This window comes from Urinicoccus massiliensis (genome assembly GCF_900120405.1).
GTDB lineage: Bacteria > Bacillota > Clostridia > Tissierellales > Peptoniphilaceae > Urinicoccus > Urinicoccus massiliensis.
Window position 1 is genome coordinate 377015 of sequence record NZ_LT635492.1, and the last position, 13642, is coordinate 390656.

A 13642-nucleotide genomic window follows, 5' to 3' on the forward strand; every position below is an offset into this window, starting at 1 on the left:
CTCAAAACATCTGTTATCATTAGAAAAGAAAGTATTAAGAAATTAGAAAGAATTATTTTCTTTATACTTCCTCCATAAATTTTACTAGATAGGATAAAAAAGATAGATATATTTACTATTAAAGTAAGGCCTGGAGATGTTTCAAGAAAAATCATCGTCATTTCTATGAACCATACTACTATACCCAATGCAAGTAAGATATTTTCTTTATAGTCATTTCTTCCTAAAAAAAGTCCAAAAAAGGAAAATATGCAGTAAACGTAAATAATCTCACTTACTCCAAATAAAATAAGTTCTCCTTTAGTCATTTACCCACACCCCAATAATCCTTTTGATAAGACCTGCCTACTGTAAAAACTTTTCCATCCTGCATTTTCACCCTATAATTCCCCAAATCTTTAGCATAAAACCGTTGAATGACAAGATCCTGGCGAATTTGCAAAAACCTATCTCCCAAGTCCTGGGTGACTGTTTTTAAATTTCCAGAAATCCATAGGACCTGGTAGCCTTCAGGGCTTATGGTTTGGATACCAACCTTTCTCCCCTCTTTAAAAAAGTAGAGGATTTTTTCTTTGTCAATAGATCTTTTTTGCCTATTTTGAAAAAATTCATAGTATTCTGGGGTTTTTTCCAACTTTTTAAGTGCCCTTTTTAAAACAAGCTCTACATCTTCTTTGCAATAGGATGCCTTGTCTATAAATCCAATCACTTCATTGTTGATGGCCTTATAGGCCAGGTCTGGAAAGGCAGAAACATAAACCATCTTTACCCGATTATCTCCTAAACTCCGAATTTTTTCTCCTAACTGAATCCCGTCTAAGTCCTTCATTTGGATGTCTATAAATAATAGGTCAAAATAATAGCCATCTTGGTACTCTTCCAATAGGGTGGAAGCCTTGGTCATGGATTGAATTTTTCCTTCTTTTCCTAAGCTTAAAAGAATCTCTTGGAGGTCTTTTTCTAATTTTTGAAGCCAAATTTCCTGGTCATCTATAAGAGCTATTCGAATCATATCTTTCCCTTTCTTTTTAGGACTGTGAATTTCAGGGTTTTATCTTCCAATAGTTTAAAAAAAATATTGGGACTTTTCAGGGCCCCAATATCTTCAAGTCGATTTTTATTTTTGTGATTCATAGGGTTTTCCATTGGCTGTTGGGCCATTTGCTTCTCCTACAAACAAGATTAAGACGATAATTGTTAAAACATAGGGGAGCATATTTAATAAGTCTGGTGGAATATTGTAGCCGGAATAGCCCAAGTAAACTACAAGGCCTTCTGCCGCTCCAAAAAGAAGACAGGCAACCAAGGCTCCAATTGGTTTCCAACCACCGAAAATAACGGCTGCCAAGGCGATAAACCCTTGACCAGATACCAGGGTTTCTTTAAAGTTGGCTACAATGGCTAGGGAAAGACTGGCTCCTCCCAATCCAGCTAAAAAGCCTGATGTCAAGACCCCAATGTATTTCATCTTATAGACATTAATCCCCACAGTTTCTGCGGCTCTGGGGTGTTCTCCAACAGATCTTAAACGCAAGCCTGACCGGGTCTTATTTAAATAGATATAGACCATGGCTACTAGGATAAAGGCCAGGTAGACTGTAGCGTATTGTTTGAAGATTAAAGATAAGGGATTTGTTGGCTCAAAGGTATTTGAAAATAATTGAGGTAGTTTCTTGTCAAAGGGGATGGGCTTGGTCATAGCGGCTCCGTCAAAAAAGATTCGTGCAATAAAGACGCTAAGACCGGGGCCGATTAGGTTAATGGCTGTCCCTGAAACTACATGGTCGGCGCCAAATTGAATGGTGGCAATCCCATGCAAGAGGGCCAGGGCCATTCCTGCTAAGCCAGCACAGAAAAAGGCTATCCAGGGGTTTTGGACATAGTAACCAACAGTGGCCGCAACAACAGCTCCTATGGTCATCATGCCTTCTAGGCCGATATTTACAACGCCTGAATTTTCACTAATTAAGCCCCCCATAGCTGTGTAGATTAGTGGGGTGGAATACATTAATGTAATTCCTAAGATTCCTGCAATATCATTCATTGACTTTGACCTCCCCAGTTTTTTTCATGCCCTTGCTTTTATTTAGATAATTTTTAATCAGCTGGAAGAGTTTTGGCATGGCTATAAAGAATACAATAATTCCAATGATTATGTTGACAATTTCTGATGGTGTATTAAGTTGGGAATTCAGTTTTCCACCACCATAGGTCAGGGCTGCAAAGAGGATTCCTGCCGGTATACAAGCCAAGGGAGCATTAGCTCCAATTAAGGAAACGGCAATCCCATTAAATCCGTAGTTTTGTTGGCCTGATAGCATGGCGATATTTTCATTAACCCCTAAGACCATAACGGCTCCAGCCAGCCCACTTAAGGCTCCGGCTATGGCCATGGATACGATAATACTTTTTTTAATATTAATCCCGCCATATTCTGCGGCATCCTTGTTAAAGCCAACAGCCTTTAATTCATAGCCCAGGCTTGTACGTTTTAAAATATACCAGGCAGCAATAGCACAGATAATGGCTAGGACCAAGCCCCAGTTAAGGGGAGGGGTCATAAAGTCTTTTAGAATTTTATGGGCCCTTAAAAAGGACCTTCCTGCTTCGGATATCTTCCATTGGCCTAGGAATTTTATACTAGCAGATTCCAAAATGTCATAGGAGTTATCACTTTCAGGTTTTCTAATAAAAGGATAGGCCATACAAAGATTGCTTAAGTAAAGGGCCACCCAGTTTAACATAATGGAACTTACTACTTCATTGATGCCAAATTTAGCCTTGAAAAGGCCTACTAGACCGCCCCAAATAATTCCAGCCAACATCCCTGCCAAGATAGCTACAATAGGATGGATCACAGGTGGCAAGGGTACAAGGGCCCCCACAATAACAGCAGCTAAGGACCCTACAACAAATTGTCCTTCTCCTCCAATATTGAAGAGACCTGTGTTAAAGGCAAAGGCCACACTTAAACCTGTTAGGATTAAGGGGGTAGCTTGGACTAGAGTCCAGGAAATATATTTGGGTTTTTCAACAGCTCCTAGGATAATGACCTTTAAGGCAGCAAGAGGATTTACCCCAATGGCCAGTAGGAGGATTCCCCCTACCAAAAGGCCCATTAAAATACTCAGGACGGTGTTAAATAAATGACTTCTCCTATTCAGCTTCATCTCTTCCACCTCCTGCCATATAATGGCCTAGTTCTCTCTCATTGGTATCTTGTCTTTTGGTTAGGAAGTTAATCTTTCCTTCGTAAATAACCCCTATCCGGTCCGACAGGTTCATAATTTCATCTAATTCAAAACTCACTAGTAAAACCGCCTTGCCCTTGTCTCTTTGCTCTACCAAAAATTGGTGGATGTATTCAATGGCTCCTACATCCAGTCCCCTGGTAGGTTGGGCTGCAATTAAAACATCAGGATCGTTGGTTATTTCCCGAGCAATAATAAGTTTTTGTTGGTTACCTCCGGATAAGTCTCCTGCAATGTAGTTGGCATTGTTGGGGCGAACATCGAACTTGGTCATGAGTTGGTCTGCATGGTCTCGAATGACTTCTTCTTGCAAGATACCCTTTTTACAATAGGGAGCATGACGGTACTGTTCCAAAACTAGGTTTTCCGCCGTTGTAAACTCCAGGACCAAGCCTCTTTTTTGCCGGTCTTCCGGAATGCAATTCATACCACTTTCCTGTATTTCTCTGGGAGATTTATTGGTAATGTCCTTGTCTTTCAAGTAAATTTTACCGGAATCTGTCTTTCTTAAACCAGTCAAAATATCTAGGAGTTCTGATTGCCCGTTTCCATCAACTCCAGCAATTCCTAAAATTTCTCCATAGTGGAGGTCCAGGGAAAAATCATTTAAAATCTTGACCTTCCGTTTATCGGTATAGTTTAACTGGTCGACTTTTAAGACCACATCTCCAGTTTCTGCCGGTTTTTTTGCAATACAAAAGTCCACATTTCGACCAACCATCTTACTGGCCAGTTCTTCCGGAGAAACTGTGGCAACATCTACTGTATCAATTTTTTGACCCCGCCGAATGATGGTGCACCGATCGGCCATGGCCTTGATTTCCTTTAACTTGTGGGTGATGATAATAATGCTTTTACCTTGGGTGGCAAGGTTACGCACAATTTCGATAAATTCATCAATTTCTTGGGGAGTTAAAACAGCTGTGGGTTCATCAAAAATTAAAATTTCCGCTCCCCGATAAAGGGCCTTTAAAATTTCCACTCTTTGCTGCATACCGACACTAATATCTCTGATATAGCTGTCCACATTAATGGAAAGTCCATATTTTTCAGATAGGTCCTTTACCTTTTCTCTTGCCTTTTTTCGATGAATAAACATACCTTGCATGGGTTCAACCCCCAATATAATATTTTCATAAACCTTAAAGGGTTCAATGAGCATAAAATGTTGGTGGACCATACCCAGACCGTGGGCAATGGCATCGTTTGGATTAGAGATGTTTGTTTTTTCTCCATTGATGAAAATCTCGCCCTCTGTGGGTGTATACAGGCCATAAAGTATATTCATTAAAGTTGATTTGCCGGCGCCATTTTCTCCCAAAAGGGCATGAATTTCTCCCTTTCTTAAATCGAAATTAATGGAGTCATTGGCCGTAAAGTTGCCAAATTTTTTTGTTATTTGCCGCATTTCAACTGCTAAGTCATGATCTAAATTAACCAAAAGATACCTCCTTATGTAAATATACTATACCATAAAATAGTCCCTATGGACACATGTTTAATGGCCTTTCTTCCCTCTTTCTTTTATGTAAAAAGAGGCAGGTTCCCCTGCCTCAAATCCTAATTTATTAAAGAGTTTTTTCGAATTCTTTATAAGTTTCTGCATTGTAAGGAACTTTGATTTCGTCTTTAATAATTTTTTCTTTCAATTTAGGAATTTCTTGCAAAATTTCTGGTTTAACATTTTTGTCTGAAGATGGAGCAATATCTACTGCATCGCCATCTTTTAAGCTGTAGGTAATGGTTTGACCGCCTGGGAATGGTTTACCATCTGCCATGTCTTTTAATATATTATAAACGGCAACATCTGCACGTTTCATGGCAGAAGTTAGTACGTTTTCAGGTGCCAAGCTGTATTGGTCTTTATCAACACCAATAGCCCATTTTCCAGCTTCTTTAGCTGCTTCAATAACTCCGGCTCCTGCATCTCCTGCTGCATGGAAGACAACATCGCATCCACCATTAAACATGGTTTGTGCAATGGATTTACCCTTTGGCACGTCTTTAAAGTTTCCAACATATTGTTTGGTTACTTCAATTTCTTTACCAAGTTCTTTTGCTGCATATTTAACTCCAGCTTCATAGCCATAGTCAAATCCCCAGATTACATTTCCTTCTTGACCTCCAACGAAACCAACTTTATTGGTTTGGGTTGTACGTCCGGCAATATAGCCCACTAGGAAGGATGGTTGTTCTGCTTGGAAAACAATTCCCACTAAGTTTTTGGGGGCCTTTTCATAGGCAAAGTCTACAATGGCAAAATTAACATCAGGATTTTCTTTGGCTTTCTTTTCTACGTCGTCAGCCAACTTAAATCCTGCTGCAACGATTAGGTTGTTGTCTGCATCAAGTAGGGTGTCAATATTTTTTGCATAGTCTGCAGCAACATTGGATTCTTGGTAGCTTTGTTTGATTCCAAGATCTTTTTCTGCCTTGATTAGACCTTCGTGAACGCCTTGGTTAAAGGATTCGTCATTGACTCCACCTTCATCTGTAACAAATCCTACAGAGATGTCTACCGCTTTTGTGTCTCCTTCTCCTGCCCCATCGTTGGCTCCCTTGTTGTTTGTTCCTCCACAGGCAACCAGCAAGGTGGAAAGTACCATGATTAAAGCAAGTACAAGTGATGTTTTCTTCATAATTTTCCTCCATTTCTTTTTATATTCTTATTATACTTTATCCATAATTAATTAACAAGCATGTAAAGGTTTTCTATTTTGGCCATAAGGCCCTTCTTTTTTGTAACATGAAAAACCTCCCAAAATTCCACTTGGAATAGAGTGACCCCATAAAGTTGGACCTAATCGAGTAAGCATTTCGCTTGCTCGATTTTGTTTTTACATAATATTCGTTCTATGCGGATTGCATGCGTTCACGGTATTGTTTTGGACTTAGACCTCCTAACTTTTCTTTGATTCGATCTTCGTTGTAATAACGGATATATTGCTCAATTGCCTGCACCAGTTCTTTACGACTACGGTAATTGTGGCCATAGTAGATTTCTCTTTTCAATAAGCTAAAGAAGTTTTCCATAGGTGCATTGTCATAGCAGTTGCCTTTTCTTGACATACTTTGGAAAATATGATGTTTTTCTAACATGGCTTGGTATGTGGTCATTTGGTATCCCCAACCACGATCGGAGTGAAAGGTCCGTCGATAAGGACAGGCCTTTGTTCGCTCAATGGCTACTTCTAAACCTTGCAGCATGGTGACTCCATTGGGCTGATCGGATAGGACGTAACTGATGATTTCCAGGTTGTACATGTCCATGTAGGGATCGAGATAGAGTTTCTTTGTTTGAAGTTTCCCGGTCTTATCTTCTTCATAGTATTTGAATTCCGTGGTGTCGGTGGTGATTTTTTGCAAGGGGATGCAGGTATTGAACCGGCGGTTGATTCGGTTCTTCTTGATTTTGCCCACGACTCCTTTGTAGGAGTTGTATTTTTTGTATTTCCTGCCATAGGAGTGGACTTGAAGGCCCATGATTTGAACTAGTCGTTGTACTTTCTTTTTGTTCACCACCCGACCCTGGTTCTTTAATTCCAGATGAATGCGGCGATAACCATAGTCTTTGTGTTGGCTCCGAATGGCAAGGATTTCGTCTTTTAAGGATTGATTCTTGTCTTCTTCGGACCATTTTTTCTGCCAATACATAAAGGTGGACTTTGGGAAATGGATGGCGGCAAGAATCTCTGTTAGTTGGAATTGTTCTCGGAGTTTGGAGACAATCTTCGCCTTTTGTTCATTGCTTCTTCTTTCTCCAAACTCCTGAGCTGTTCCCAGAACATCTTTTGAATGGTAAGTTTCCGATTTTCTGTCTCTAATTCTTTGATGCGATTTTCCAATGCTTCGCGTGTGGAGGCGTCGATAGATTCGCTTTTCTTTACAGTTTTTGGTGGTTGGTTGTGGTCATTTTTCTTTGTCACAGGTCTCCCTCGCTTGTGCGGGAGCAGCCCCTCGATGCCCTTCTCTCGGTACTGTCTTCGCCAATTGACAATCATGGACGGATTCGTCAAACCGAGTTCGAGGGCAAGTTGTCGGTAGCTGCATTCGCTCGTTTCATAGCGTGTAATGGCTTCTAACTTAAACTCTACACTATACGCACGATTATTTCTAGAGCGCATTAAGCCTTCATCGCCATAATTTTTGTAATTGCTAATCCATAGCCTGAGAACGGACTTCTCGATTTGGTATTTCATTGCTAAGGCTTGATAACTTGTTTTACCACACAAGTACTCCTCGACGATTTTCTTCTTCAATTCGTAACTGTATTTTGCCATTAAAAGACCCCCAAAGGTTGGATTTCTTGGTCCAACTTTTGGGGGTCAGTGCAGAATTCTTAGGAGGTTTTTCAAATCTTTAAATTAAAAGGCTCTGGGTAAAATAAAAATCACCATGTTTAAAATAAAGAATACTATTGTAAAGGCAAAAGATTGTTTTAAATCATTGGTGGTTAATTTGACCTGATCATAATGCATTAACTTAGATGCCAAGGCTGCAATAAAGGCCAATAGAGGATATAGCAACAACATGGCCAGGGTCGATACCCCTACATCCATTAGAGGATAGAAGGACGGAATCATAATCATCATAAAAATCATGGCTCCGTAGAATAGTTTATTCTTGTCCAACCAAATAAACAGGGCAGAGGCAATTAGAGAAACAATAAATAATACTGTGCAGATATTCTTTCTTAGGGAAATATTATTTAACTTTCCTTCATCGATTCTTTCCAAGTGGTTTACATAGGTTCCAGCTTGAGAATCTGCCTTGGTATTTACCTTTAGGCTAGATCCCTTTTTGGCTATATTGGAATCTGTAAAGCGGTCCATCCGAGCATTGGTAATGAAAACACTCAAGTCGGCAAGCTTATCGTAATTCCTGGAATATAGAGGAATTGGTTTCTCATAAACTGTAAAAGCATAGTCTGCCACCTTGCTGGATAGGGGGACTCTCATTTGAGAAATAGCCTTAAAACTTGAAATCCCTTCTTTTTTTAAGAGGTTGTTGGTGGAAAGTTTTTCAAATAAATTTTGATTAATCTTGTCATATTCGCCCTTAAGGGTAACATTGCTCCTGTGGGCTTGGACCCCTTCCGGTAAATAAACATGCCGGTTGGGTACTCCCAAAATCCGCATATTGGAATTATCCCCAGCATAGGTGAATTGAATATCATAGCGCACCAAGGGGTCTTTTTCGTTTTGATCAATGGACCGAACAACATTTAAATTACTGACATTTGTCGGGGCATCAAAAATCAATCCGTGAAAATTTCCCTGGTCTTTATCAAGTTGTGGCCATTCATACTGGTGGCCAAAGGCGCCGGTAAAAGTACTCACAAATAATATTACTAAAAATAATGCGAGAACTACCAAGTTTTTTAGTTTTCTATTCATTGCACAATCCTCCATCTTCTTTCAATGGTTTTACTTTAACTTATCATACCATGAATGAAAGAAAATAAAAAGCATCAAGCTTTTAAATTTGGAAATTCCTTTTTAAATTCGTCAATAGAAATATGGTTAAAGACAGCATTTTTTAACTTTGTTTTTTCTTTGGTATTTCCTGAAAGGATTCCCCCCACTAGTTGGCGGTCTTGGACAAAGACCCTAAGTTCATATTCAGGCGTGTCTTCTCCGTAAACTACCAGTTCATCACCAGTTTGCCCCACACTAAAGACCTTGATATCTCCAACGGATAGTTCCGTAAAGTTTTTAGGTGTTTCGTAGCTTTTCATCGGGCCATCTGTAGATAGGTTGTATCCGGCAATTTTCCCATTTTCCATACTTGCTGTCCATAGGCCTAAAACTACATTGCCAAATTGGGCACAGTCTCCAGCAGCATAAACATCCGGTAGGTTTGTCTTCATGGTTGGATCTACTTTGATTCCCCGGTCAATTTCTAGGTTACTTCCCTTGAAAAGACCTAGGTTGGGCCGAACACCTGTGGATAATAAGACCAGTTCAGATTTTATTTGACTGCCATCTTCCAATTCGATTCCACTCACTTGGTCTTGGCCTAGGAAGTGGGCAGTATTTTTTCCACAGTGGACGTCCATGCCCATCTTCTTCAGGGCTTCTTCCACCTTTCTTCCCTCTTCTGTATTAAGTTGCCGGCCCAAGAGGTGGTCAAAGGTTTCAATAATATGGACTTTTTTCCCTGTTTGATGGATGGAATAAGCTGCTTCAATTCCTAAAAGACCTCCACCGATTACAGTTACATCTTCGGCTTTTTTTAAGGCTTCTTTAAAGCTTTTCAGGTCATCCAAGCTTCTGATGGTCATAATATTTTTCTTGTCTACCCCTGGAATAGGAGGCACAAAGGAAGAAGCCCCTGTTGTAATTAAGAGTTTGTCCCAGTTAAATTCCTTGTCCTGGCTTGTTTTTAAGCTCTTTTTATCAAAGTCCACCTTGTCTACTTCTGTATTCAAAAATAGGTCGATTTTCAAGCGGTCATATTCTTCTTGCTTGCCCATATATAGGGAATCATCAATGTCACTGCGAATCAGCTCTGTTAATTTAATCCTGAAATAAGTAGGATACCCTTCATTGCCAATAAGGGCAATGGACCCTTCTGGGTCATTTTTCCGAATTTCCTTTGCAGCAGCATGACCTGCAATTCCATTTCCTAAAATTAAATATTTGTAATGCATTTTACTACACCCTTTCCTTTCATAGCATCCTAAGAAGCAGCTTGAACTTCAGCCCATAGATCATAGTAAAGATCCGCAATATCTGAAGAATCCTGGTAGACTTCTAGGGGGGGCAACTTACTTAAATCCGGATAGGCTGCCGGGTTCTTTTTAATCCTTGCCGGCAAGCCCTCATAGGTTTCTTTAATAGGCGTTGAATAGCCCTGAACTTCATCTACATTTAACCGGGCAACGTCCGGTCTGCACATGAAGTTGATAAAAGCCTCCGCTCCCTTTAGATTTCTAGCGTTTTTAGGAATCATAAAGGAATCCATAAATAGGTTGGAGCCCTCTTTGGGAACAAAATAACGCAAGTCCTTATTTTCTTCCATCATCAAGACGGCATCCCCGCTGTACATGGCACATAAGTCTGCATCTCCTTGAACCACGACATCCCGACTTTCATCTGCCAAATAAGCATAGACAAGTGGCTTTTGCTGGATTAAAGAATCCTTGGCTTGGACTAACTCCTGGATTTTTTTTGAGTTCATACTAAAACCCAACCTCTTCAAGGCAATGGCAAGACTGTCTCTTTGGGAGTCATACATGAGAATTTTTCCCTTGTATTTTGGATCCCACAGGCAGTCCCAGCTGTCTAATTTTTCCTTGATGTTTTTTCCATTATAGACCACTCCCAGGGTCCCCCAAAAATAAGGGACCGAATATTGGCTTCCGGGATCATAAGAGGGATTCTTCAAGGAATCAAAAATTCCTTTAAAATTGGGAATGGCTTCCTTGTTTATTTTTTGCACCAGCCCCTCCTTGATGCAACGTTGAATCAAATAATCCGACGGAACCACTACATCATAGGCCTCAGTGGAAGAAGACAACTTAACATAAAGGTCTTCATTGGAAGCATAGGTTTCATATATTACTTTATACCCAGTTTCTTTTTCAAATAACTTTATTGCTTCATTGCTCATATATTCTCCCCAATTATAGACATGGACAGTATTTTCTTCAGATCCTTTACAGGATGTTAGAAGGAACAAGCAAGCCAGCAGAACAATTAATTTTTTCATTTTACTCCTTAGGACCAGTGTAAGCCATCAAACTTCTTATTGATGATAAATAACAGGACAAAAACCAAAACCAGCATAATGGTGGACAGGGCATACATAGAGGGGTCTATCCCCTTTTTTGCCATGGAATAGAGGGATACACTTAAGTTGCTCACTCCGGATCCTGTAGTAAAAAAGCTGATGACAAAGTCATCCAAGGAAAGTGTAAAGCTCATTAAGGCTCCAGACAGGATTCCCGGCTTGATTTGATAAATCACTACCTTACTTAGGGTTTGCAAGGGGGTTGCCCCGAGATCCAGAGAGGCTTCAATCATTCTGGGATTTAACTGTTTTAGTTTAGGCAAAATACTTAGGATTACATAGGGGGTGCAAAAGACTACATGGGACAAGATTAGGGTAAATAGCCCCAACCTCAGGTGCATGAGTTGGTAGATACTCATTAACCCAATGGCTGTTACAATGTCTGGATTAAAAACTGGTAGTTGGTTTAAGTTGATTAGTATGGCCTGGTGGGGTTTTTTTAAGAAATAATAACCTAGACTTGTAATGGTGCCCAATAGAACGGAAATCAAGGTAGCCACTAGGGCCGTAATTAAGGTATAGTAAAAACTGGTTAAGATCTCTTGGTTTTGAAATAAATTTAGATACCACCGCCCCGTAAATCCAGCCCAAACCCCTCTGAGTTTGGTGTCATTAAAGCTGTAGCCAATCATGACAAAAATGGGACCATAGAGAAATAAATAGGCAAAAAATAAATAACACCGTCTAAATATTTTCAATTTGCTTATCCCTTCCCTTCAATCTAGATTTATTTACCAAGGCTCCTATAAAGATAAATAGGATTAAAATAACAATTAAACTAACCGACAAGGCCGACCCAAAGGACCAATTTCCCGTGAAGCGAAACTGTTGTTCAATAAAGTTTCCAATAAAGGGGTACTTGTTCCCTCCCAAGAATCCAGGAATCACAAAGGTAGAGATGGCCGGAATAAAAACCAGACCAATACCACTGGTTACGCCGGGAATAGATAGGGGGAAAATAACCTTTGTAAAGACCATCCTATTGGTGGCTCCCAAGTCCCTGGCTGCTTCAATTAAGTCCTTGTCCATCTTTAAAAGGACTGTGTAGATAGGCAGGACCATAAAGGGCAAAAAGTTATAAATCATGCCGACAAAAATGGCCCCCTGGTTATACATAAAAGAAAATGGACCGAGGCCCAAAAAGCCCAATAGGTGGTTTAAAATACCATGTTTCCCTAAGAGGGTAATCCAGGCATAGGTTCTTAATAAAAAATTCATCCACATAGGAATTAGGATTAGTAGGATGTAAAAGTCTCTTTTATTTTCCGGTAATTGACTAATAAAATAAGCAATCGGATAGCCGATAATTAAACAGGCAATGGTGGATAGGACAGCAAATTTAATGCTTCTGGCCAAGATATTTAAATACATGGGAGAAAAAAACTTTTCATAGTGGTCCAGGGTCCATTTCATATGGGCTAGGTCAAAACTTTTCCCCTCTTGTAGGCTCAATAAGACAATCAAAATAAGGGGGAAAACAACAAAGACCAGTAACCAAAAAAAATAGGGCAAGGTTAACTTACGCATGGTCTTCCTCCTTCATAACATGTATATTATCAGGGTCGATATAGACCCGAATTTCTTCTCCTTCTTTCCATGGCCGGGTGGATTGACTTAACCATTGTTTTCCCATAATTTCCAGGACCATTTCATAGTGGATCCCCTTAAAAACTGTAGAAAGGACCCGGCCTTGAAACTGCCCCCTGGCCTTGGATATCTCTACGTCCTCAGGACGAATAACTACTTGAACTCTTTCATTTTCTGCAAAACCCTTGTCTACACAATCCAGGTCGATTCCCTTTATGTTAACCAAAAAGTCTCTTTTCATGGTGGCCTTTAGAATGTTGCTTTGGCCCACAAATTTTGCCACAAAAGAATTCTTGGGCTCATTGTAAATTTCAACAGGAGAACCTACCTGCTGGATCCTCCCTTCATTTAAAACCACAATTTGGTCACTCATGGTTAGGGCCTCTTCTTGGTCATGGGTTACATAGATAAAGGTAATTCCCACTTGTTGTTGCATGGTTTTTAATTCCAGCTGCATCTTTTTTCTTAAATTAAGGTCTAGGGCTGCCAGGGGTTCATCCAATAAGAGGACCTTGGGTTCGTTCACTAGGGCTCGGGCTATAGACACCCTTTGCTGTTGACCCCCGCTGAGGCTTTGAATGGTCCTATTTTCATAGCCAACTAGGTTCACCAACTCTAAAATTTTCGATACTTTTTCTTTAATTATCTTGCCTGGTAATTTTTTTAATTTCAAGCCAAAGGCAATATTGTGGTAGACATTTAAGTGTGGAAATAGGGCATATTGTTGAAAGACAGTGTTCATGGGTCTTTGATAGGGAGCCTGTTTACTAATATCTTTACCTTCAAATAAAATTTTACCGGAGTCCGCCCTTTCAAAACCACCTAAAATTCTTAATAAGGTTGTTTTTCCACAGCCGCTGGGCCCCAATAAAGTTAGGAATTCATCTTTTTTGACCTGTAAGTCAATATGGTCTAAAACCTTTTTATCCTCGAAAGTTTTAGAAATATCTTGTATGTGTAAATAATTCATCACTTCCCCCCTATCTAAAGTGTTTAAGCTAACGTTATTA

13 protein-coding genes are annotated in these 13642 nt (G+C 39.9%); all 13 read right to left on the reverse strand.

Translation table 11 applies throughout. The features are described 5' to 3' along the window. Nucleotides 1–304: 304 nt before the first annotated feature. A complete protein-coding gene (locus BQ7400_RS02185; RefSeq protein WP_072469314.1) occupies nt 305–1012 on the reverse strand; it encodes a LytR/AlgR family response regulator transcription factor in 708 nt (235 codons plus the stop codon). Between the two features lie 105 nt (nt 1013–1117). Then, entirely contained in the window at nt 1118–2044 is a 927-nt protein-coding gene (locus tag BQ7400_RS02190; protein WP_034439631.1) for an ABC transporter permease, read from the reverse strand. Continuing rightward, nucleotides 2037–3170 carry an ABC transporter permease gene (locus BQ7400_RS02195; RefSeq protein ID WP_072469315.1) on the reverse strand — a complete coding sequence of 378 codons (1134 nt, stop codon included), beginning with the start codon at nt 3168–3170 and terminating at the stop codon, nt 2037–2039. The genes BQ7400_RS02190 and BQ7400_RS02195 overlap by 8 nt, the downstream gene beginning before the upstream one ends. Then, nucleotides 3157–4692: an ABC transporter ATP-binding protein gene (locus BQ7400_RS02200; RefSeq protein ID WP_373455582.1), complete on the reverse strand. Its 1536-nt coding sequence runs from the start codon at nt 4690–4692 to the stop codon at nt 3157–3159. Before BQ7400_RS02200 ends, BQ7400_RS02195 begins: the two co-directional genes overlap by 14 nt. A 127-nt stretch (nt 4693–4819) precedes the next feature. Then, the gene (locus BQ7400_RS02205; protein WP_072469316.1) at nt 4820–5890 is read right to left on the reverse strand and encodes a BMP family lipoprotein; all 1071 of its coding nucleotides are present in this window, start codon (nt 5888–5890) and stop codon (nt 4820–4822) included. Nucleotides 5891–6104: 214 nt separating this feature from the next. Further along, nucleotides 6105–7034, reverse strand: coding sequence for an IS3 family transposase (locus tag BQ7400_RS10270; protein ID WP_245759391.1), 930 nt, complete (start codon nt 7032–7034; stop codon nt 6105–6107). After that, nucleotides 6947–7531, reverse strand: coding sequence for a helix-turn-helix domain-containing protein (locus tag BQ7400_RS10760; RefSeq protein ID WP_072469058.1), 585 nt, complete (start codon nt 7529–7531; stop codon nt 6947–6949). Before BQ7400_RS10760 ends, BQ7400_RS10270 begins: the two co-directional genes overlap by 88 nt. Nucleotides 7532–7615: 84 nt before the next feature. Beyond that, a complete protein-coding gene (locus tag BQ7400_RS02220) occupies nt 7616–8647 on the reverse strand; it encodes a hypothetical protein (RefSeq protein WP_034439622.1) in 1032 nt (343 codons plus the stop codon). A 74-nt stretch (nt 8648–8721) separates the two neighbouring features. After that, the gene (locus BQ7400_RS02225; RefSeq protein ID WP_034439619.1) at nt 8722–9903 is read right to left on the reverse strand and encodes an NAD(P)/FAD-dependent oxidoreductase; all 1182 of its coding nucleotides are present in this window, start codon (nt 9901–9903) and stop codon (nt 8722–8724) included. 29 nt (nt 9904–9932) lie between these two features. Next, nucleotides 9933–10964 carry an ABC transporter substrate-binding protein gene (locus tag BQ7400_RS02230; protein ID WP_072469317.1) on the reverse strand — a complete coding sequence of 344 codons (1032 nt, stop codon included), beginning with the start codon at nt 10962–10964 and terminating at the stop codon, nt 9933–9935. Between the two features lie 8 nt (nt 10965–10972). Further along, on the reverse strand, nt 10973–11743 hold the full coding sequence (locus BQ7400_RS02235) for an ABC transporter permease (protein ID WP_034439613.1): 771 nt from the start codon (nt 11741–11743) through the stop codon (nt 10973–10975). Further along, nucleotides 11730–12572 (reverse strand): ABC transporter permease, encoded by an 843-nt coding sequence (locus BQ7400_RS02240; RefSeq protein WP_072469318.1) that lies wholly within the window; start codon nt 12570–12572, stop codon nt 11730–11732. Before BQ7400_RS02240 ends, BQ7400_RS02235 begins: the two co-directional genes overlap by 14 nt. Beyond that, entirely contained in the window at nt 12565–13602 is a 1038-nt protein-coding gene (locus tag BQ7400_RS02245; protein WP_094230600.1) for an ABC transporter ATP-binding protein, read from the reverse strand. Before BQ7400_RS02245 ends, BQ7400_RS02240 begins: the two co-directional genes overlap by 8 nt. Between the last annotated feature and the right edge of the window lie 40 nt (nt 13603–13642).

Excerpts from the sequence above, each read along its gene's own strand:
- BQ7400_RS02185 (WP_072469314.1), bottom strand. The coding sequence starts at position 1,012 with ATGATTCGAATAGCTCTTATAGATGACCAGGAAATTTGGCTTCAAAAA.
- BQ7400_RS02190 (WP_034439631.1), bottom strand. The coding sequence starts at position 2,044 with ATGAATGATATTGCAGGAATCTTAGGAATTACATTAATGTATTCCACC.
- BQ7400_RS02195 (WP_072469315.1), bottom strand. The coding sequence starts at position 3,170 with ATGAAGCTGAATAGGAGAAGTCATTTATTTAACACCGTCCTGAGTATT.
- BQ7400_RS02205 (WP_072469316.1), bottom strand. The coding sequence starts at position 5,890 with ATGAAGAAAACATCACTTGTACTTGCTTTAATCATGGTACTTTCCACC.
- BQ7400_RS10760 (WP_072469058.1), bottom strand. The coding sequence starts at position 7,531 with ATGGCAAAATACAGTTACGAATTGAAGAAGAAAATCGTCGAGGAGTAC.
- BQ7400_RS02220 (WP_034439622.1), bottom strand. The coding sequence starts at position 8,647 with ATGAATAGAAAACTAAAAAACTTGGTAGTTCTCGCATTATTTTTAGTA.
- BQ7400_RS02225 (WP_034439619.1), bottom strand. The coding sequence starts at position 9,903 with ATGCATTACAAATATTTAATTTTAGGAAATGGAATTGCAGGTCATGCT.
- BQ7400_RS02230 (WP_072469317.1), bottom strand. The coding sequence starts at position 10,964 with ATGAAAAAATTAATTGTTCTGCTGGCTTGCTTGTTCCTTCTAACATCC.
- BQ7400_RS02240 (WP_072469318.1), bottom strand. The coding sequence starts at position 12,572 with ATGCGTAAGTTAACCTTGCCCTATTTTTTTTGGTTACTGGTCTTTGTT.
- BQ7400_RS02245 (WP_094230600.1), bottom strand. The coding sequence starts at position 13,602 with ATGAATTATTTACACATACAAGATATTTCTAAAACTTTCGAGGATAAA.